Origin of the sequence: Sphingomonas glacialis (assembly GCF_014653575.1) — a bacterium.
Classification (GTDB): domain Bacteria; phylum Pseudomonadota; class Alphaproteobacteria; order Sphingomonadales; family Sphingomonadaceae; genus Sphingomonas; species Sphingomonas glacialis.
Genome location: NZ_BNAQ01000001.1, coordinates 248,161 through 267,324, shown reverse-complemented (window position 1 = coordinate 267,324; position 19,164 = coordinate 248,161). Strand labels below are relative to the sequence as shown.

The 19,164-nt window shown below is 67.4% G+C and carries 17 protein-coding genes; 9 read left to right on the top strand and 8 right to left on the bottom strand.

What is annotated here, in order from left to right:
* Nucleotides 1-446: 446 nt before the first annotated feature.
* Both IE187_RS01175 and IE187_RS01170 read right to left on the bottom strand, forming a co-directional pair.
* Complete coding sequence (locus IE187_RS01175; RefSeq protein WP_189674773.1) at nt 447-1,070, bottom strand: response regulator transcription factor; 624 nt, start codon at nt 1,068-1,070, stop codon at nt 447-449.
* A gap of 120 nt (nt 1,071-1,190) precedes the next feature.
* The gene (locus IE187_RS01170; RefSeq protein ID WP_189674772.1) at nt 1,191-1,880 is read right to left on the bottom strand and encodes an NAD(P)H-dependent oxidoreductase; all 690 of its coding nucleotides are present in this window, start codon (nt 1,878-1,880) and stop codon (nt 1,191-1,193) included.
* A gap of 223 nt (nt 1,881-2,103) precedes the next feature.
* On the opposite strand from IE187_RS01170, the gene cydD reads away from it, so the two are divergent.
* The 4 genes from cydD to IE187_RS01150 all read left to right on the top strand — a co-directional run bounded on the left by cydD (nt 2,104) and on the right by IE187_RS01150 (nt 6,963).
* Nucleotides 2,104-3,762: a thiol reductant ABC exporter subunit CydD gene (gene cydD / locus IE187_RS01165; RefSeq protein ID WP_189674771.1), complete on the top strand. Its 1,659-nt coding sequence runs from the start codon at nt 2,104-2,106 to the stop codon at nt 3,760-3,762.
* Complete coding sequence (locus IE187_RS01160; protein WP_189674770.1) at nt 3,759-5,420, top strand: amino acid ABC transporter ATP-binding/permease protein; 1,662 nt, start codon at nt 3,759-3,761, stop codon at nt 5,418-5,420. The genes cydD and IE187_RS01160 overlap by 4 nt, the downstream gene beginning before the upstream one ends.
* 28 nt (nt 5,421-5,448) lie before the next feature.
* Nucleotides 5,449-6,243 (top strand): universal stress protein, encoded by a 795-nt coding sequence (locus IE187_RS01155; RefSeq protein WP_133188358.1) that lies wholly within the window; start codon nt 5,449-5,451, stop codon nt 6,241-6,243.
* An 81-nt stretch (nt 6,244-6,324) separates the two neighbouring features.
* A complete protein-coding gene (locus tag IE187_RS01150) occupies nt 6,325-6,963 on the top strand; it encodes an NAD(P)H-dependent oxidoreductase (RefSeq protein ID WP_189674769.1) in 639 nt (212 codons plus the stop codon).
* Here the strand turns inward: IE187_RS01150 and IE187_RS01145 are convergent.
* Together IE187_RS01145 and IE187_RS01140 are read right to left on the bottom strand one after the other, a co-directional pair.
* Nucleotides 6,937-8,157, bottom strand: coding sequence for an acetate/propionate family kinase (locus IE187_RS01145; RefSeq protein ID WP_189674768.1), 1,221 nt, complete (start codon nt 8,155-8,157; stop codon nt 6,937-6,939). The two genes, IE187_RS01150 and IE187_RS01145, sit on opposite strands and share 27 nt — an antisense overlap.
* Nucleotides 8,154-10,514, bottom strand: coding sequence for a phosphoketolase family protein (locus IE187_RS01140; protein ID WP_189674767.1), 2,361 nt, complete (start codon nt 10,512-10,514; stop codon nt 8,154-8,156). Before IE187_RS01140 ends, IE187_RS01145 begins: the two co-directional genes overlap by 4 nt.
* A 389-nt stretch (nt 10,515-10,903) precedes the next feature.
* Here IE187_RS01140 and IE187_RS01135 point away from each other — a divergent pair, with 389 nt between their 5' ends.
* Nucleotides 10,904-13,294, top strand: coding sequence for a hybrid sensor histidine kinase/response regulator (locus IE187_RS01135; protein ID WP_229839170.1), 2,391 nt, complete (start codon nt 10,904-10,906; stop codon nt 13,292-13,294).
* Here IE187_RS01135 and IE187_RS01130 read toward each other — a convergent pair.
* Nucleotides 13,291-14,196, bottom strand: coding sequence for a transporter (locus tag IE187_RS01130; RefSeq protein WP_229839169.1), 906 nt, complete (start codon nt 14,194-14,196; stop codon nt 13,291-13,293). The genes IE187_RS01135 and IE187_RS01130 overlap by 4 nt on opposite strands.
* Before the next feature lie 172 nt (nt 14,197-14,368).
* On the opposite strand from IE187_RS01130, the gene IE187_RS01125 reads away from it, so the two are divergent.
* The 4 genes from IE187_RS01125 to xth are packed head-to-tail and all read left to right on the top strand — an operon-like array spanning nt 14,369 to nt 17,409.
* The gene (locus IE187_RS01125) at nt 14,369-14,755 is read left to right on the top strand and encodes a thiol-disulfide oxidoreductase DCC family protein (RefSeq protein ID WP_133188348.1); all 387 of its coding nucleotides are present in this window, start codon (nt 14,369-14,371) and stop codon (nt 14,753-14,755) included.
* Nucleotides 14,752-15,246 carry a DUF427 domain-containing protein gene (locus IE187_RS01120; RefSeq protein WP_189674765.1) on the top strand — a complete coding sequence of 165 codons (495 nt, stop codon included), beginning with the start codon at nt 14,752-14,754 and terminating at the stop codon, nt 15,244-15,246. Before IE187_RS01125 ends, IE187_RS01120 begins: the two co-directional genes overlap by 4 nt.
* Nucleotides 15,247-15,256: 10 nt before the next feature.
* Nucleotides 15,257-16,612: an ABC1 kinase family protein gene (locus IE187_RS01115; protein WP_189674764.1), complete on the top strand. Its 1,356-nt coding sequence runs from the start codon at nt 15,257-15,259 to the stop codon at nt 16,610-16,612.
* Nucleotides 16,609-17,409, top strand: coding sequence for an exodeoxyribonuclease III (gene xth, locus IE187_RS01110; protein WP_189674763.1), 801 nt, complete (start codon nt 16,609-16,611; stop codon nt 17,407-17,409). Before IE187_RS01115 ends, xth begins: the two co-directional genes overlap by 4 nt.
* Here xth and IE187_RS01105 read toward each other — a convergent pair.
* The 3 genes from IE187_RS01105 to IE187_RS01095 form a co-directional block, all read right to left on the bottom strand.
* Nucleotides 17,402-17,677 (bottom strand): hypothetical protein, encoded by a 276-nt coding sequence (locus IE187_RS01105; RefSeq protein WP_229839168.1) that lies wholly within the window; start codon nt 17,675-17,677, stop codon nt 17,402-17,404. The two genes, xth and IE187_RS01105, sit on opposite strands and share 8 nt — an antisense overlap.
* Nucleotides 17,678-17,715: 38 nt before the next feature.
* Nucleotides 17,716-17,937: a hypothetical protein gene (locus IE187_RS01100; RefSeq protein WP_133188340.1), complete on the bottom strand. Its 222-nt coding sequence runs from the start codon at nt 17,935-17,937 to the stop codon at nt 17,716-17,718.
* 99 nt (nt 17,938-18,036) lie between these two features.
* Nucleotides 18,037-19,062 (bottom strand): alpha/beta fold hydrolase, encoded by a 1,026-nt coding sequence (locus tag IE187_RS01095; protein WP_189674762.1) that lies wholly within the window; start codon nt 19,060-19,062, stop codon nt 18,037-18,039.
* Nucleotides 19,063-19,164: the final 102 nt, after the last annotated feature.

Genomic DNA, 19,164 nt, shown 5'->3' with positions numbered 1-19,164 from the left:
TGCGGCCGCAACCCCGCATGCGGCCAGCTCGCGGTGGTTAGTGACAAACCCCGGCGCCCGCCTGACCCCGCGATCCTGCCTGCGTCGCAATCCCGTCCTGATCGCAGGGTCCTCACGCCCGGATCGCCCTCATCGCGGGGATCGCGCTCCTTGCGCCGCTTGTGAGGTTCGGTGATCCGGTGATCCCCGTCGACGAGAAATTCCCATAAGGCACCGCGCACGCCGTGTCGCCCGGCGCCTTCGCGCGATATCGACATCTTGGATCGCAAGCCGATCGGCTTGTTTGCGCTCGACATGCCCGCCGCACGGCTCCCGCTGCGCTTGGGGGTGCGCGCCTCTCAGGCGATGGTACCGGTTTCGCCGGTCATGCTCGTGCGGCTCGCGGCGGGCGTCGTGGCAGGTGCGATCGCGTCTGGAGCGTCGGATCGGACCGGCGGTCCGGGTACTCAACCGCGCGAGCTGCCCAACCCCGCGGCAAAGGCGATCCGCAGCGCTTCGGACAAACTGCGCGCGTGCAATTTGGACATGATGTTGGCGCGGTGGACTTCGACCGTGCGCGGCGAGATGCCGAAGTCGTAGGCGATCGTTTTGTTAGGCAGCCCTCTCGCCAGGCCCTCGAGGACCTCGCGTTCGCGCGCCGTCAGTGCGCTGATCGCGATCGCAGCGTCGGCCGCGCGCACGGCATCGGCTTCGGAACGATCGATCCGCTCGAACGCCACGGCGAGCGACTCGAGCAACAGCGCCTTGGCGAACGGCTTCTCGATGAAATCGACCGCGCCGGCCTTCATTGCTCGCACTGCGATCGAGACATCGCCGTGCCCGGTCAGCACGACGACCGGCATCGCAATGCCGCGTTCGAGCATGGCCTGTTGGACTGCAAGCCCGTCCATCTCGGGCATGCGGACATCGAGCAGTACGCAGCCCATCGCCGCATGCTTCGCCTCCCGGAGGAAATCGACGCCCGACGCCCAGGTCTCGACCGCGAAGCCCGACGTCTTGAGCATGAAGCTTGCCGACCGGCGGATCGCCTCCTCATCGTCGATGATATGGACAAGTCTCTGTTCAGCCACCTTTTCGACTCCGTCCGCCGCGCAGCAGCCTAGGCCGGATGCGGCGGCGGCGCCATCCCGTGCCTGCCCCCGCTGCTAATTGACACGATTGACCCGCCACGTTCGAGTTCTGTCTTTTCCTTAGTGTGAAAGCTGCAAGCGGCGCGCGTCGTTTTGGCGGGCATGGCGTTCGCTCAGGACAGCGGCGCACGTCCGCCGCGCGACTTCGCGCACATCGGCGAGGCACTGGCGGACATAGGACTCCGATACGCCCTCGACGATCGAGTCGAAATGGACATGTCCGCCATCGACCAATTCGAAGACCGTCGAGAGATAGCTGTCGATGCCCTGCCGGATCGAGGTCCACTGGCCATGTTCCTCAAGCCAGGGCCGGGTAGAGGCGGAAGCGCTGAAGCTGAGCAAGCGTTTGCCGCGAAGTGTCGATATCCGGTCGCCCGAGCGCCGTTCGGGCTCTTCGAAACCCGCGCCCAGCACACGATCGATATAGCCCTTGATGATCGCGGGCGGCATGCCGACCCACAGCGGGTAGACGAAGCTGATGACCGCCGCGGTCTCAAGCACGGCGAGTTCGGCCGCGACATCGGCGGGCTGCCGATAGTCCGGCGCGGTCGGCCGTTCGGAATTGGCGAGCAGCGCGTTAAACCCCATCGCATAGAGATCGCGGATTTCCGCCTCCTGGCCACAGGCGCGAACTTCGTCGCAATATGCCTGCGCGACGGCGGTGGTGAAGCTGCCGGCGCCCGGAGAACCGAGCACGACGACATGACGAAGGGCCGCTTGCTGGGCAGCGGGCGTCGCGCCGTGTGTCATAGCGAGCCCCGCCCGATCGCTGCGGCTCCCTTTTCCGGTGCTGATCTGGGCCAACGGGCGGCGTCGCGGGGTGTGCGGTTTGGCATGGGCTCGCTCCTTTGCTGACCCATCGAAGCACACGCGTTCATCGGTACGCTATACGGGTCTATACGGATCCGATGCCCGACGGCGGTGAGGGGTATTGCGTATTCGCCGGTGCGATGACGCTCGCTAGGCTATCGCGATGTACTCGATCCCCACGCAGCCCGATCCCGTCAGTGTTGTGCTGCGGCTCAAGTCGATCGTTCCTCCCACGGTGCGGCTCTGGCCTCCGACGGTTTTGCTGCTTGGCGATACGGTGGCGGGGATCGCGTTCGCTGGCGGTCTCGCGGGCGCGGTGGTGCACGTTCCGGCAGGGCTGAGCGCGATGCTGCCGTGGTTGGCGCTGCTCGTCGGCGCAGGCTGCGCGCGCGGGGTATGTGCGCTGCTTGCGGCGCGCGTCGGCGCGGACGCGGCGCGGCGGACCAAGCGAACGCTCCGCGCCGCGCTCGTCACGGATCTGCTGGCGCGCGCGCCGGGCGGGCACGCGACGACGGGCACCCTGCTGGCCACGTGCGTCGATGAGGTCGAGGCGACAGATGGCTATGTCGCGCGCTTCCTTCCGGCACGCGCGACGGCTGGATTGGCGCCGCTCCTGGTGATCGCCGCCGCCGCGCTCGCCAGTCCGATCGCGGCGGCGATCCTCGTCGTCACGCTCATCCCCTTCCTTGCTGCGATGATTCTTGCAGGCGGGGCCGCCGCTGACGAATCGCGGCGGCAGTTCGGTGCGATGTCGCGGCTTTCGGGCCTGTTCGCCGATCGCATCCGCGCCTTGCCGATCCTGCTCGCGTTCGGCGGGGAACAGCGTGAAGCCGAACGACTGGCGCGCGCTTCGGAAGAAGTGGCGCGGCGCACGATGCGCGTCCTGCGTGTCGCGTTCCTGTCGTCTGGCGCGCTCGAATTCTTCGCCGCGCTGTCGGTGGCGCTGGTGGCGGTCTATGCCGGGTTCAACGTGCTCGGATTGCTGCCGTTTCCGGTGCCAGAAAAGCTCGATCTGGCGCGAGCGTTCTTCGTGTTGGCGCTGGCGCCCGAATTCTATTTGCCGATGCGCCGGCTCGCCGCCGCCTATCATGACAAGCAAGCCGCACAGACCGCGGTCGAGCGCTTCCCCGATGCGCTGTTCGCCCCCTCGACCGCGCCGGTCGCCCAGCGCGCGCCCGAAACCGCGCCACGGATCACGCTCACGGATGTGGCGATCGCTTATGCCGGAACCGATACACCGGCGATCCGTGATTTCTCGCTCGATATCGCGCCGGGGACGATCGTCGCAGTGCTCGGCCCGTCGGGGAGCGGCAAGAGCAGTCTGCTGCATCTCCTCCTCGGGCTGGCGCCGCTGAGCGCGGGACGCGTGACGGTCGACGGTGTCGCGCTTGGTGAGGGTGTTACGCTGGCGCCGGCCTCCGCCTGGGTCGGGCAGACGCCGTTGATCATCACGGGGACGCTGCGTGCGAATATTGCGCTCGCCTGGCCGGCCGCGACGGCGCGCGAGATCGAGCATGCAGCGCGGCGCGCGGGGCTCGGGCCGATGCTTGCGGTGCGTGGGCTCGACGCGCCGATCGACGCGCGTGGCGGCGGATTGTCGGGCGGCGAGATCCGGCGCATCGCGCTCGCGCGCGCGCTGCTCAAGCCGAGCACGGTGCTGTTGCTCGACGAACCGACCGCGCATCTCGATCCGGTCGCCGAAGCGGCGCTGATCGAAACGATCCGCACGGCGTGCCGCGGACGCACCGTGATCATAGCGACCCACAGCGCCGCGCTCGCGGCGATCGCCGACCGGACGGTCTCGCTGGAGCCGCACGCGTGACCGCGCTCGACGCGTTGCTGGCCGAACAGCGCCTCCGCCAACGGCCGATGCTCGTTCGCGCGGCGGGCTATGCGGCGCTGGTCGCGGCGGCTTCCGTGCTGTTGCTCGGGCTTTCGGGATGGTTCCTTACCGCCGCGGCGATCGCCGGGCTCGCCGGACCAGTCGTCGCGCAGGGGTTCAACTATATGTTGCCGAGCGCAGGGATTCGTTTGCTGGCGATCGTGCGGACCGGTGCCCGTTATGGCGAGCGTCTCGCCAGCCACGAGGCGGCGTTCGGCGCGCTCGCGCGAGTCCGCCCGGCGCTCTTTCGCGCGATCGCGGCGGCACCGGTGGCGCGCGCGCTGTCCTTCTCGACGGGCGAGGCGACGGCACGGATCGTCCAGGACGTCGGCGTGATCGAGACGCGCTTTGCAATGGCGTCGGCGCCGTGGGGAATGGCTGCGGCGGCGGTTGCAGGGGTGGGCCTGACGGTCCTGGGCGGGTGGGCGGCGGCGGCGACACTCGCGTGCCTCGGCACGCTGCTCCTCGTCGCAGATCGGCTCGCGACCGCACTGGAGGCACCGGGGCGGGCGGTGCAACGCGCGACCGGGGCGTTGAAGGACGAGCTCGCCGCACAGGCTGCCGCCGCTGCTGAGCTCCGCTGTTACGCCCTCGAAGGCTGGGCCGCGGCGCGAATTGCCGAACGGAGCGAGACACTCGGGGACGCCGTCGAAGCGCAAGCTGCGGTGCTGGGCTGGTTCGAACTGGCGCAGGCAGTGGCGATCGCGGTCGCTGCGGGTGCGGTGGTCGTGCTTGCGCGGGGGCATGGTGCGGCAGTGATGGCGCTGGCCGCGCTCGCCGCGGCGATGACGATCGATGGCGCCGCACCGTTGGTGCGAAGCCTGGCGCAGCGCGGCGCAGTCCGCGAGGCGGAGGCGCGGCTGGGCGCACTGCTCGACGGCGGATCACTATCATCGACACGCCAACTGGCGGTCGCGTGGCCATCGATTACCTTTGCGCTTGCCGATGGCCCGCTGCTTCCCGGCGCACGAGTCCAGCTTGCCGGACGTTCGGGAGCCGGCAAGACACGCTTGGTCGAGACGCTGCTCGGCCTTCGCCCCGGCGAGCGCGGACAGGTCTGGTTCGACGATCGCGACCTCGTCGATATCGCGAGCGACCTCCGCCGCGAGATCTTCGGCTGGGTGCCGCAGGACGCGGCTTTGCTGTCGGGAACCGTCCGCGACAATCTGCTCCTAGGCTGTGCGCAGGCCGACGAGGCGGCGCTCTGGCAGGCGCTTCACGATGCCGCGCTCGACATGCGGGTACATGGTTTGCCGCAGGGGCTCGACAGCTGGATCGGCGAGAACGGTGCGCGGCTGTCGGGTGGCGAACGGCGGCGGCTTGCGCTCGCGCGGGCCTATCTCCGCCCGGCGTCGTGGCTGGTGCTCGACGAGCCGAGCGAAGGGCTCGACGCCGCGACCGAGGAGGTGGTTATAGCGCGCCTCGCCGCCCGCCTGACGAGAACGCGGCAAGGGCTGTTGCTGGTCAGCCACCGGTCGGCGTTTGCCGCATTCTGCGACCAAGTCGTATCGCTCGACGTGCCAGGGTGGGCGCTGCCGGGCGGTCCGCCGCGCGTATCCGTAGGTTTCCCGATATCGGCGGGTGCCGCCGCCGCATAGCGTCGCATCACCATCAAGGGAGGCGGCGATGAAGAATGTTCTATTGCTCGTGCACGATGATACCGGGCAGGAATCGCGGATCCAGGCTGCGCTCGATCTGACCCGTGCGCTCGACGGCCATTTGTCGTGCGTCGACGTCGTGGTTCCGGCAACGCTCAACGGTGATTATTATGGCATCGCCGCGGTCGGCCTGCTCGAGGACGAACGGACTCGCGAATCCGAAAACAAGACCGAAATCGTCGCGCGGCTCGCCCGCGAGGATGTACGCTGGGATTGGACCGACGCGACTGGGCCCCTTGCCGACTCGGTGCTCGACGTGGCGAAGCTCGCCGACCTGATCGTCCTGAGCCGCAAGCTCACCGATGACCGCGATCCCGACATGCGAGACGTCGCGAGCCGCGTGCTGATGCAAGCGCGCACGCCGATCGTTGCGGTGCCCGACACGCTGACGCGGCTTGCGCTCGCGCGCGTGCTGATCGCCTGGGATGGTCAGGGATCGGCAGCCGCGACGCTGCGGGCTTGCGTGCCGCTGCTGGCGCTTGCCGACGCGGTCGAGATCTTCATGGCGCGCGATGGCGGCGAGCGCACCGAGCCGACCGAGGCGGCGGAATATCTTTCGCGTCATGGCATCCACGCGACCATCCGGACGATCGACGATGGACTAACCGCCCCCGACCGTTTGATCGAGGCCGAAGCCGAACGCTTCAACGCCGATTACATCCTGATGGGGGGCTACACCCACGGTCGCCTGCTCGAGACGTTCGGCGGGGTGACCAAGCGGATGCTGGGCATTTGCAAACTGCCGCTGGTGCTGAGCCACTGAACGCATCCGCGCGGTCCTCCGTAGAATCCCGTAGCGCGCGGTCCAGCACCGCAGGGTATCGCGTTTACAAGGAGATCTCGCATGCCTGACACTCGTTCCAAGCCACCGCGGCACGTCGTCATCCTCTGCCATCCCGAGCAGGACAGCTTCAACGCAGCGATGGCCGCAGCGTATAGCGCGACGGTGCGCGAGCAAGGCCATGAGGTGATCGTCCGCGATCTCTATGCGATAGGGTTCCATCCCGTGCTGAAATCGGCCGAGCGCCCGGGGCCAGGCGAGCGCCAGTTTGCCGACGTCGCCGAAGAGCTCGCGGTGCTCAAGGACAGCGACGTCTTCGTCCTCGTCTATCCGATCTGGTTCGGTGGGCCACCGGCGATGCTCAAGGGCTATGTCGAGCGTGTGCTCGGCAGCGGGGTGCTGCCCGACGCGGTCTACGAGGGTACCGCCAAGGGCGTGCTGGCGGGCAAGCAATTGCTCAGTTTCACGACCTCGGGCCTGAAGGAGATATGGCTCGACGAGATGGGCCAGTTGCGCGCGCTGACCCAGGCGTTCGACCATTATATCGAACACGCCTTTGCGATGGCGCCGTCGCGGCACGTGCATTTCGGCCATATTACCCCCGACATGGAGCCGGGCTGGGCGCGGCGCCACCTTGAGGAAGTCCGCGGCCAGGCGCGCGCGATCGTTCGGGCGCTAGACGGGCTCGTCGTCGCGGAGTGAGCGGTTGCTCGCGCCGAGCAAGTCGGCACTGTGCAGCGCGATCTGCGCGTCCTCCTGCGCGGCGAGCACGCGGAGCACGACGCGCGAGGAATCGCCGCTGATCGTCTCGGCGCCAGCGGCATTGCGGGCGGGATCGAGCGCGACTCCCATCCAGGAGAGCGCCGTCGCGGCGGTCGCTCGCACCCCGCAATCATGCTCGCCGATCCCGCCAGTGAAGACGATCATGTCGACCCCACCGAGCGAACACGCCATCGCGGCGAGCATCTTGGCGAGCGAGTGCCCGAACATCGCGATCGCAAGCGCGGCGTCGGGCTCGGTCGGCGCGGCGGCGTTGAGCCTGCGCAAATCACTGTCGATCCCCGATATGCCGAGCATTCCGCTCTCGCGGTCGACCAGCGTGGCGAGCGTCGCGGGCGTGTAGCCGCAGTCGCGCAGCAAATGCAGGAGGATGCCGGGATCGAGGTCGCCGGTGCGCCGCCCCATGATCAGCCCGCCGGTCGGGGTCAGCCCCATGCTGGTGTCGATCGAACGGCCGGCGCGCACCGCGGTGACGCTCGCGCCATTGCCGAGATGCGCGATGATCAGCCGCTCGGGCAAAGCCGGCCCGAGGTGCCGAACGATCGATTCACACGAGAGGCCGTGGAAGCCGTAGCGCCGTACTCCCCGATCGCGCAGTGCCTTGGGGAGCGGGAGCGTGCTCGCCACCGCCGGCATCGTCGTGTGAAAACTGGTGTCGAAACACGCGATCTGCGGGCAACCTGGGAAATGTCCTTGCGCGACACGGATCGTCGCCAGCGCGGCGGGGATATGGACTGGCGCGAAGCTACGGACGCTTTCAAGCTGATCGAGCACCGCATCGTCGATCAGCACCGGCGCGAGCAAGCGCGGCCCACCGTGCACGAGGCGATGCCCGATCGCGGCCGGTGCTGGAAGGTCCGAGCGTTCGAGCACATCGACGACGTGGCCGATCCACGATCCTGGCGCGGCCTCGCCGAGCGAGTGATCGACATGGAAGCGTCCGGTGGCGGAAGCTGCATGCAGCCGAACCGCACCGCCGCCCTCGGTCTCGATCTCTCCCGTCAGCAGCGGCTCGGCCTTGGCTCCGGCGACATCGAACAGCCCGAACTTGAGCGACGACGATCCCCCATTGAAGGTCAGGATCACCGTGCCCGCGCTTTCGCCGGCAGCAGTCACGCCGACCAGCGCCAGTCCAGGATCTCGGGCAGATCCTCGCCATTTTCGGCGATGTAGAGCTTGTGGCGTTCGATCGCCGCCCAATAGCGGTCGCGCGCCGCCGGCACTTGCGCCTTCAACCGCGGGATCCGCTCGATTGCGTCGAGCGCGAGGCGATAGCGGTCGAGATCGTTGAGCACGACCATGTCGAACGGCGTCGTCGTCGTGCCCTCCTGCTTGAAGCCGCGGACGTGGATGTTGGGGTGGTTGGTGCGGCGATAGGTCAGCGTGTGGATCGTCGCCGGAAAGCCGTGAAACGCGAAGATCACCGGCGTGTCGGTGGTGAACAGCGCATCGAAGGCGTGATCGTCGAGTCCGTGCGGATGTTGATCGCTCGGCTCGAGCACCATCAGGTCGACGACGTTGACGAAGCGGATGCGGATGTCGGGGACTTGCTCGCGCAGCAGCATCACCGCCGCCAGCGCCTCGAGCGTCGGCACGTCGCCCGCGCACGCCATCACGACATCGGGCGCGTCGTCCTGCACGCCCGCCCAGTGCCAGATCCCCGCGCCCGCGGTGCAATGCCGCACCGCCTCATCGATACCGAGCCATTGCCACTCTGGCTGCTTGCCCGCGACGATCAAATTCACGTAGTCGCGACTGCGCAAGCAGTGATCCGCCACCGACAGCAGGCAATTGGCGTCGGGCGGGAGGTAGATGCGCGCGATATCGGAGGTCTTGTTGGCGACCTGGTCGATAAAGCCCGGGTCTTGGTGCGACAGGCCATTATGGTCCTGCCGCCAGACGTGCGAGGTGAGCAGATAGTTGAGCGAGGCGATCGGGCGCCGCCACGCGATCTTGCGGCTGACCTTGAGCCATTTGGCATGCTGGTTGAGCATCGAATCGACGATGTGGGCAAACGCCTCGTAGCACGAAAAGAAGCCGTGCCGACCGGTGAGCAGATACCCCTCGAGCCAACCCTGGCAGAGATGCTCGCTCAGCACTTCCATCACGCGCCCGCTCGGGCTCAGGTTGACGTCGACCGTTTCGACATCGGCCATCCACGCCTTGCCCGACACGTCATAGACCGCGTCGAGCCGGTTCGAGGCGGTTTCGTCGGGCCCGAACAGGCGGAAGTTCCGGCTGTCGAGATTGAGCCGCATCACCTCGCGCAGATACTGGCCGAGCACGCGCGTCGCTTCGGCCTCGACCGCGCCGGGAGCGGTGAGCGCGATGGCGAAGTCGCGGAAGTCGGGCAGCGACAGCGGCTGGAGCAGCGCGCCGCCATTGGCGTGCGGGTTCGAGCTCATCCGGCGATGCCCGGTCGGGGCGACCGCCGAGATCGCCTCGGTGATCTTGCCGTTCGCGTCGAACAGCTCGGCCGGGCGATAGCTGCGCATCCAGGCGTCGAGCTGGCCGATATGCTCGGGCTTCTTGAAATTGGCGATCGGGACTTGATGCGCCCGCCATGTGCCTTCGACGGGCAAACCATCGACGATCTTGGGGCCGGTCCAGCCCTTCGGCGTCCGCAGCACGATCATCGGCCAGCGCGGGCGTCCGTGGGAAGTGGCGGGGGCTTCGCGCGCATCGGCCTGGATCGTCTTGATCGCACGCAGCACCGTGTCGAGCGTCGCGGCCATCTGCTGGTGGAGCAACGCGGGGTCGTCGCCTTCGACGAAATACGGTTCGTGGCCATAGCCGTGGAGCAGCTCGGTCAGTTCGCTCTTGCCGATCCGCGCGAGGATCGTCGGGTTGGCGATCTTGAAGCCGTTGAGGTGGAGGATCGGCAGCACCGCGCCGTCGCGCGCCGGGTTGAGGAACTTGTTGCTGTGCCAGCTCGCGGCGAGCGGCCCGGTCTCGGCTTCGCCATCGCCGACGACGCAAGTGACGATCAGGTCGGGATTGTCGAACGCCGCGCCATACGCATGGGCGAGCGAATAACCGAGCTCGCCGCCTTCGTGGATCGACCCCGGGCATTCGGGCGAGACATGGCTCGGGATCCCGCCCGGCCAGGAGAATTGGCGGAACAGCCGCTCCATGCCGCTGCGGCTGCGCTCGATCGCCGGATAATGCTCGGTGTAGGAGCCTTCGAGATAGGCATTGGCGACCAGTCCGGGGCCGCCATGCCCCGGTCCGATGATATAGATCATGTCGAGATCGTTCGCGACGATCAGCCGGTTGAGGTGCGCGTAGATGAAATTGAGGCCAGGCGTCGTGCCCCAATGGCCGAGCAAGCGCGGCTTGATGTCGGCGAGGCTGAGCGGCTGTTCGAGCAACGGATTGCCGCGCAAATAGATCTGCCCGACCGAAAGATAGTTCGCCGCGCGCCAATACGCGTCGAGCGCCGCGACCTGTTCGGGGGAAAGGGGATCGGACATGAGCGGCTCCGCAAGGGCCCCGGGGCAGGACCAGCTGCCGACGCGGCGGCCCCGCGCGCAACCGCGCGAGATCCGGCGACCGACCCGACGCTCGTCGCCGTTTGAACGCGCGCTCGCTATACGGGCTTACCCGTAGAGCGCTCCATCGGCATCCGCTGCAGCGGCTTGCGGGCATATTCGTAATCGCGGCGAGGACCGACGCGTGGGCCTGCGGCACCCCTCGCCACAATCGTCGAAATTGCTGGTGTGATCAGAGGTTGCGATGTGCCCTACGAGCACGGTAACGCTATTCTCCGGCATGCGCGCGCATGCCGCTTGCGGAGGTAGGGTTGGTACGCGGAACGCAAGACGGCATGCCGGAACGCAGCGGAACCGCTGCGCGCTCGCGCGTGGCCGACTTGCTGGACGCCGTCGACTGGGCGGCGCATCCGCTGGGCCCGCGTGAGGGCTGGCCGACATCGCTCAAGACGACGCTTCATCTGCTGCTGGCGTCGCCCGAGTCGATGTACCTGGTGTGGGGCGAGACACGCACCTTCTTCTTCAACGACGCCTATGCGCCGATCCTCGGGCCACGCATCGACGGTGCGATGGGCGCGCGCTTCGACGTGGTGTGGGCCGATGCTTATGCTGCGGTCGAACCGATGTTCCTCGATGCCCTGCGCGGTACGCCGTTCCGCGTCGTCGATCATCCCGTTCCGATGGCGCGCTGGGGCGAGCCCGAGGAAACGTGGTGGACCTTTTCCTTCTCGCCCGTCTTCGATCATCTGGGCGCGATCACCGGGGTGCTGTGCATCACCAGCGAGACGACTGCGACGGTCGTCGAGGTCGAATCGAAGCGCCGCGTCGACCTTGCGCTTCAGCAAGCCGAGCAAAGCCTGCGTCGCGCCGAGGAAGCGGGGCACATCGGCGTCTTTACGGTCGACCTCGCGGAGGGAACGTTCACCGGATCCGCCGAGTTCTACCATTTGTTCGGCCTGTCCGACGATCGAACGACCGACGTGACTCGGATCGAGGACATGATCCTGCCCGAGGATGCCGCGATCGGCTCGAATGCCGCGGTGCGAGCCTCGCAGGCGATGGCGTTGCAAGTCGAATATCGCATCCGTCGCGCCGATACGCAGGAAGTGCGCTGGATCGAACGTCGCGCCGAATTCGAATATGATGCGAACGGCACCGCGGTGCGGCTGCTCGGCGTGGTGCAGGACGTGACCGAGCGCCGCGCGGATCGTGACGCGCTCGCCAAGCTCAACGCGACGCTCGCGGCGACGGTGGTCGAGCGCACCCAGGCCCTGCTGCTGCACGAGAACATCATCCAGTCGGACGCCACGGCGATTTGCGCGTTCGACACCGACTATCGTCTAATCGCGTTCAACCAGGCGCATAACGACGCCTTTTTCCGAAGCCACGGTTCCTACACCAAGCTCGGCGACGTGTTCTTCGAACTGTTCGTTCCCGAGCAGCGCGCGGCGATGCAGGCCTTGATGACGCGTGCCTTGCACGGCGAAACTTTCGTCACCGAAGCCCAGTTCGGCAATCCAGAGATCGAAGCCCCGAGCTGGGAAATCCGCTATTCCCCGCTGCGCGACGCGGACGGGCGGATCATCGGCGCGTTTCATCATGCGCGCGACGTGACCGGACGGCTGCGCGCGAAGGCCCAACTCGCAACCGCGCAGGAGGCGTTGCGCCAGGCGCAGAAGATGGAAGCGATGGGCCAGCTGACTGGCGGCGTCGCGCACGATTTCAACAATCTGCTGACACCGATCGTCGGCGTGCTCGATCTGTTGCAGCGCAAGGGCCTCGGCGGCGAGCGCGAGAAGCGCTTGATCGACGGCGCGGCGCTGTCGGCCGAACGCGCGCGGACGCTGGTCCAGCGGCTGCTCGCCTTCGCGCGGCGGCAGCCGCTGCAGGCGGTTGCGCTCGACGTCGCTGCGCTGGTGCGCGGGATGATCGATCTCGTCGCCAGCACGATCGGTCCGCAGATCCGCGTGCTGGTCGAGGCCCCCCATGACCTCCCCACCGCCACTGCCGACCCGAACCAGCTCGAGATGGCGCTGCTCAACCTGGTGGTGAATGCCCGCGACGCAATGCCCGATGGCGGAACGCTGCGGATCGCGGCGATGCCCGAGACGATCGCGCAGGACGGAGATCTCGCACCGGGCCGCTACATCTGCCTGTCGGTCACCGATACGGGCACCGGGATGAGCGCGGAGACGATGGCGCGCGCGGTCGAGCCGTTCTTTTCGACCAAGGGGGTCGGCAAGGGGACCGGGCTCGGCCTGTCGATGGTCCACGGCCTTGCCTCGCAGCTCGGTGGCGCGTTGCGGCTGCGCAGCACGGCGGGGGAGGGCACGTGCGTCGAATTATGGCTCCCGCAAGGGCAGGCTGTGGCACCGCTCGTCTCCGCAGCGGTGCCGCCCGTGCTCGAGGCATCGCGCGGGACGGCGTTGCTCGTCGATGACGAGGAATTCGTGCGCTTGAGCACTGCAGCGATGCTCGGCGAGCTGGGATATGACGTGGTCGAGGCGGACTCGGCGGAGGCGGCGTTGGTGCTGATCGACGCCGGTGTGGCGCCTGATCTGGTGGTGACCGACCATCTGATGCCGGGAATGACCGGATCGGACTTCGCGCGGAGGCTGCTGCGCGGCGATCCGGCGCTGCCCGTGCTGGTAATCTCGGGCTATGCCGAGAGCGAAGGAATCGCGCCCGATCTGCCGCGGCTGACCAAGCCGTTCCGGCGCGACGAACTGCTCCGCAGCCTCGTCGCGCTCAGCCGCGGCTAGAAGCGGGTCGACAGGCCGGTATACAACTGAAGCCCAGGGGTTTCGCGATTGAGCCCGATATACGCGGCGGCATCGAGCTGGAGCGTCTTGGTCAGCTGATACGAGGCCGCGAGATCGGCCGAATATTGCTGCGTGTTATGCCGCGGCTCGAAGCTCTCCTTGGTCCAGAACTCGGCATACACCGTCGCATTCTTGCCGACCGGGTGCGACAGGTTGATGAGATTGACGAGCTCGAAATGATGGCCCGTGACGGTGTCCTGGTTGGGCGAGCCCTGGTTGGCCGAGATATCGAACTCGGGGCTGGTGGTCAGCGTGAACTTGGCGGGCAGGGGGATGTTGACCGGAAGCGCAACGCTGCCCTCCCATTTGCCATTGCCGACGACCGAGCCGGCCGTCGGCGCCTTGACCGATCCGATCACCGCAACGTGCGTCATCGAGCTGTCGGCGGTCAGTCGCTGCTTCGCGCGGACGAACAGATCGCCGACGCCGCCGTCGGTCGTCACGCTGCCATCGGCCATCCGCGTGCGGACGGTCTGGTACGGGGCGATGTTGACCTCGACATCGGTGTGCTTCCCGACGCCGTATTTGAGCGTGGGGTTGGTGTAGAGGATCGTATCGGTGCGAACGCCGTCGAGCGTCTCGCGCGTCCAGTCGATGAAATCGGTTTCGAGCTGAAAGGCGCCGGCGGGTACGGTGCACGCGACGCTCGCGCGCGTCGGGCGGTCCGTGCAGATCGGCGTCGGACTTGGCGCGACATTGTTTGGGAGCGGCCCGGTGCCCTGTGACGGATCGCCCTGCGCAGGTTCCTGCGCGAGCGCCACGCTCGGCATCGCTGCAAGGGCGAGAAGGATCAGTGCGCGCAGGCGCGGGGTCGAGAGGGCGGTGCCGCAACGGTTGGTCATCGTCGTTCCATGCGATGCGCGCGCGGCCGGAGCAAGCGGCAGTGACATGATCGGGGTCAACCGCGACTGGTGCGTCTCCATCAGCAGGGTGTCGATCGCGTCGCAACGGACGCATTGCCAGCGCCCGCGTCCGGGTGCATCCGAACGCTGCACTCCGGCGTTAGGCAATCGCATGAACCGTGAAGCCCCCCTTGGATCGAAGCGCGTCACCGTCTGGTTTGACGGCGGTTGCCCGCTGTGTCGGCGCGAGATCGCCGGGATACGGCGGCTCGACCGGGCGCAGCGGATCGAGTTTGTCGACGTTTCGGGCGATGCTCCCGCCGCTTGTCCGATCGACCGCGCCGATCTTCTGGCGCGCTTCCACGCGCGCGAGGAAGGCCAGATCCTGTCGGGCGCCGCGGCGTTCGCCGCGATGTGGCGCGCGATTCCGGTGCTGCGGCCGCTTGGATTGGTGGCGCGCAATCGCCACATATTGGCGATGCTCGAACACGCCTATCGTCTGTTTCTACGGGTCCGCCCTCGGTTGCAGCGCCTCGCTTTGGGATGGGACCGCCGATGACACCCGAACCGATTCCACCAGCGCCCGGCCAGGAAAGCGTCTGGTCGTTCCCGCGCCCCGCGATCGCCGAGCCGAGTTCGGCGCGGATCGTGATCGAGCATCGCGGCGTCGTGCTCGCCGATACGCGCGCAAGCATTCGCACGCTCGAGACGAGCCATCCGCCGAGCTATTACATCCCGCGCGCCGATATTCTGGAAAGCGCGTTGTGCCGCGGTCCGGGCAGTTCGTTCTGCGAATGGAAGGGGGCGGCGACCTATTGGGACGTCGTGCTTGACGGCGAGACGCTGCCAAGCGTCGGCTGGAGCTATCCGAGCCCGACTCGCCCCTTTGCGCTGCTGAAGGATCATGTCGCCTTCTACGCCGCGCCGTTCGATCGCTGCAGCGTGAATGGCGAGACCGTCGTGCCGCAGCCGGGGGGTTTTTATGGCGGGTGGATCACCTCCGCCTTTGCCGGGCCGTTCAAGGGCGTGCCGGGGAGCCGATTTTGGTGAAGGCGTCCGCATGACCGACGATCGCGACTCTCGCGGAAAATCCGTTCCCAGCGGGCGCATCGCGCGGCTCGGGGTGTTCGGGCGGTTGGCCGGCGGGGTCGCGGGCGGCGTGCTGGCGGAAGGCGCGCGTCGGATCGCCGATGGCCAGCGGCCGAAGATGAGCGACTTGCTCCTCACCCCCGCCAATATCGGGCGCGTCGCCGATCAGCTCTCGCACCTGCGCGGCGCGGCGATGAAGCTCGGGCAAATGATTTCGATGGATTCGGGCGATTTCCTCCCGCCCGAGCTGTCGCAGATCCTCGCGCGGCTGCGCAACAATGCGCATCACATGCCGCCGGCGCAGCTCCAGCAAGTGCTCGCGCGCGATTGGGGCAAGGATTGGCGGCGCCGGTTCGCGCGCTTCGATGCCGGGCCGCTCGCCGCGGCGTCGATCGGCCAGGTCCACCGCGCGCGGACTCCGGACGGGCGCGATCTGGCGATCAAGGTGCAATATCCCGGCGTCCGCGACAGTATCGATTCGGACGTCGACAACGTCGCGACGCTGCTGCGCGTTTCCGGCGCGCTGCCCAAGTCGATCGACATCGCGCCGCTGCTCGCCGAGGCGAAGCGGCAACTCCACGAAGAGGCGGATTACGTCCGCGAAGGTGAGCAGCTCGAGCGCTTCGGTGCGTTGCTGGCGGATGATCCGGCCTATGTCGTGCCGGTGCTCGACCGCGAATTCAGCGGTTCGGACGTCCTCGCGATGAGCTTTGTCGAGGGCGTGGCGATCGAATCGCTCGTCGATGCCGAGCAGAGCGTGCGCGATGCGGCGATGGAGTCGCTGATGGCGCTGGTGCTGCGCGAGATGTTCGAGTTCGGCCTGATGCAGACCGATCCGAACTTCGCCAATTATCGCTATCAGCCCGCGACCGGAAAGCTCGTATTGCTCGATTTCGGAGCGACCCGCCCGGTCGCGCCGGAGACGGCAGATGGCTATCGGCGGCTGCTGGAAGCCGGGTTCTCCGGCGACCGTGCGGCGGTGCGCGACGCCGCGCTCGGTGCCGGGTTCCTGGGGGATGCAGCGGTAGCGCGGCACGGCGCGCTGGTCGATCGGATGATCGACGTAATCCTTGTCGAGCTCAAGCGCGCGGGCCCGTTCGACTTCGGTGACCGCGGATTCGTCGGTGTCTTGCGCGATCAGGGGATGGCGATGGCCGCCGACCGCGACACGTGGCACGTCCCGCCGATCGACACGCTGTTCGTCCAGCGCAAGATCAGCGGCACAGCCTTGCTCGCCGCGCGGCTAAAGGCGCGCGTCGATGTCAACGCGATGGTCGTAAAGGCGCTCGCGCTGGCAAGCGACCGCCCGGCCAGCGAAGCTGCGTGAAGATTGCGACGTACAACGTCAACGGGGTCAACGGCCGCTTGCCCGTGCTGTTGCGCTGGCTCGCCGAGAGTGCCCCCGACGTCGTGGTGCTGCAGGAACTGAAAGCACCGCACGACAAGTTCCCCGAGGCCGCGATCCGCGATCTTGGCTATGACGCGATCTGGCATGGACAGAAGAGCTGGAACGGCGTCGCGTTGCTCAGTCGCGTCGGTGAGATCCACGAGACGCGGCGGGGTTTGCCCGACGATCCCGACCCTGCGCAAAGTCGCTATCTCGAGGCGGCGGTCAACGGGGTGCTGATCGGCGGCTTGTACCTGCCCAACGGCAACCCGCGGCCTGGGCCGAAATTCGAGTACAAGCTGCACTGGTTCGACGCGCTGATCGCGCATGCCGCGGATTTGCTCGAGTCCGGTCTGCCGGTGCTGCTGGCTGGCGATTTCAACGTGATGCCGACCGAGCGCGACGTCTACAAGCCCGAGCGCTGGATCGACGATGCGCTGTTCGCGCCCGAAATCCGCGCAGCGTTCGCACGGCTGGTGGGGCAGGGGTGGACCGACGCGCTGCGCACGATTCACACCGATGCGACGATCTACACCTTCTGGGACTATTTCCGGAACGCCTATGCGCGCGATGCGGGGTTGCGGATCGATCACTTGCTGCTGAGCCCTGCGCTCGCCGGTCGCCTGGTCGACGCGCAAGTCGATCGCGATGTGCGCGGGTGGGACAAGACGAGCGATCACGCCCCCGTCTGGATCGAACTTGCCGACGCGCCCATGCGCAAACGCCGGGCTAGCTGAGCCCCGCGAACCAATCGGCGTAGGGCGTATTGCGCGCCATGTGGCGCGTGTAATCAGGCGCGGCATCGTCCCACCAGACCGGCCCGCGTTCGCCGAGCGCGTGTTTGGCGGTATCGACCGCGGCGCGTGCGGTCTGTTCCGCGGTCTTGTCCTTGGCCCGCAGCGCCGCGCCGACCGCGCGGCGTGCATCCATCAAGTCCCCGACCAGCGCCGTGCGGGTCGCTGCGTCGAGCGCGGGATTGCTCTTGCGCCAGAGCCGCCCGCGCACGACGAAATAGCGCCCGTCGGGCGTGGTGGGATAGTCGCTCAGTGCTGTGCGCGCGCGGCAGCCTTTTGCGCGCGTGCCTGCTTGGCGTAGTGGTGGTGTGCGATCGCGCAGCCTGCGACGGCGCCCATCACGGCGTGGCCCTTGCCGACGAAATGGCCCGCAACACCGCCGGCGGCAGCACCGCGGATGCAGCCCTTGGCAAGCACCGGCGAGGCCGAGGCGAGGGCGGCGGAAACGGCAATGAGCGAAACGATACGCATACACAATGTCCTTTGCAGAGGATCTGAAAACACGGGCCTTGCCGTTCTGGTTGCACGCTGTCGCGTGAAATTATCTTCACGTTTCGGCCGTTTCAGGAGTCACGGGCGCGCAAGTTCGGCGCGTAACAGCGGCGCGAAGCCGGCTGGATCCTCGACGTGCGGCGCATGGCCGGCGCCCGCAATGCGTACGATCCGGGCATCGCGGAAGCGACGGACCGCGACTTCGGCGGCTTGCGGCACCGTCTGGACCTGCTCGCGGACGTCCGCAGGCGCGGTATTGGCGCGAAACGCGGTCACGTCGCGCTGGCCGATGATGAGCGACACCGGCGCGGCGACGCGGTCGAGTTCGGCCGCGACGGGCTGCGTTTCGAGCATATCCGACAGCCGCGCCTGCGCGTCGCGCACGCGCTCGCCATCGGGCCCGGCATATTGCCCAGCGAGCATCGCCACCCAACGGTCATACGCCGGGCGCCATTCGCCATGATAATAGGTGCGCAGTTGATACGCCTTGATCGACGCGGCGTTCGTCTTCGCCTCTTCCTGCCGCAGCGCGCCAAGCTCGGTATAGGGCACGCCTTGCGCCAGCGTGTCGTTGAGGCCGAGCGGATTGACCAGCACGAGCCGCTCGACTCGCTGGGGATAGAGCAAGGCGAAGCGCACCGCGAGCACGCCCCCGGTCGAATGCCCGACGAGCAGAACCTTGCCCGCGCCGGCCTGGTCGAGCAGCGCTTGCGTCAGCGTCGCGAGCGCGTCGAAACTGTACTGATAGCCGGTCGGCTTCGACGATTTGCAGAAGCCGATCTGGTCTGGCGCGAGGACGCGGTAGCCGTGCGCCGCCAAGTCGACGATCGTATCCTGCCATGTCGCCGAGCAGAAGTTCTTGCCGTGAAGCAGCACGACCGTCTTGCCGTTCGCCGCCGTGGTCGGCGCGACATCGAGATACGCCATCCGCACCGGCGCGCCTTGCGACTGTGTCTCGTACCAGCGGACCGGGAAGGGATAGGCGAAATTTTCGAGATTAGCGCCGAGCGGGATCGTCACTGGCGCGGGCTGGGACGGTGCCGCCTCTTGCGCCATCGCCGATGAGGCGGTCGCGACCAGGAGGAGCGGGAGAAGACGGCGCATGACGGGATTCCTAACCTCCGGGCAGCGGGGCACGACCGTCCAATGACCCGAGATGGCGCGGGTTCCATTGTTTCCCGGCCTCACCCTGCGCATCGCTTGCTT

Bases quoted from the DNA above. Each gene is read 5' to 3' on its own strand.
- IE187_RS01120 (WP_189674765.1), top strand. From the start codon at position 14,752: ATGACACCCGAACCGATTCCACCAGCGCCCGGCCAGGAAAGCGTCTGG.
- IE187_RS01125 (WP_133188348.1), top strand. From the start codon at position 14,369: ATGAACCGTGAAGCCCCCCTTGGATCGAAGCGCGTCACCGTCTGGTTT.
- IE187_RS01130 (WP_229839169.1), bottom strand. From the start codon at position 14,196: ATGACCAACCGTTGCGGCACCGCCCTCTCGACCCCGCGCCTGCGCGCA.
- IE187_RS01140 (WP_189674767.1), bottom strand. From the start codon at position 10,514: ATGTCCGATCCCCTTTCCCCCGAACAGGTCGCGGCGCTCGACGCGTAT.
- IE187_RS01150 (WP_189674769.1), top strand. From the start codon at position 6,325: ATGCCTGACACTCGTTCCAAGCCACCGCGGCACGTCGTCATCCTCTGC.
- IE187_RS01100 (WP_133188340.1), bottom strand. From the start codon at position 17,937: ATGCGTATCGTTTCGCTCATTGCCGTTTCCGCCGCCCTCGCCTCGGCC.
- IE187_RS01170 (WP_189674772.1), bottom strand. From the start codon at position 1,880: ATGACACACGGCGCGACGCCCGCTGCCCAGCAAGCGGCCCTTCGTCAT.
- IE187_RS01115 (WP_189674764.1), top strand. From the start codon at position 15,257: ATGACCGACGATCGCGACTCTCGCGGAAAATCCGTTCCCAGCGGGCGC.
- cydD (WP_189674771.1), top strand. From the start codon at position 2,104: ATGTACTCGATCCCCACGCAGCCCGATCCCGTCAGTGTTGTGCTGCGG.
- IE187_RS01155 (WP_133188358.1), top strand. From the start codon at position 5,449: ATGAAGAATGTTCTATTGCTCGTGCACGATGATACCGGGCAGGAATCG.
- IE187_RS01095 (WP_189674762.1), bottom strand. From the start codon at position 19,062: ATGCGCCGTCTTCTCCCGCTCCTCCTGGTCGCGACCGCCTCATCGGCG.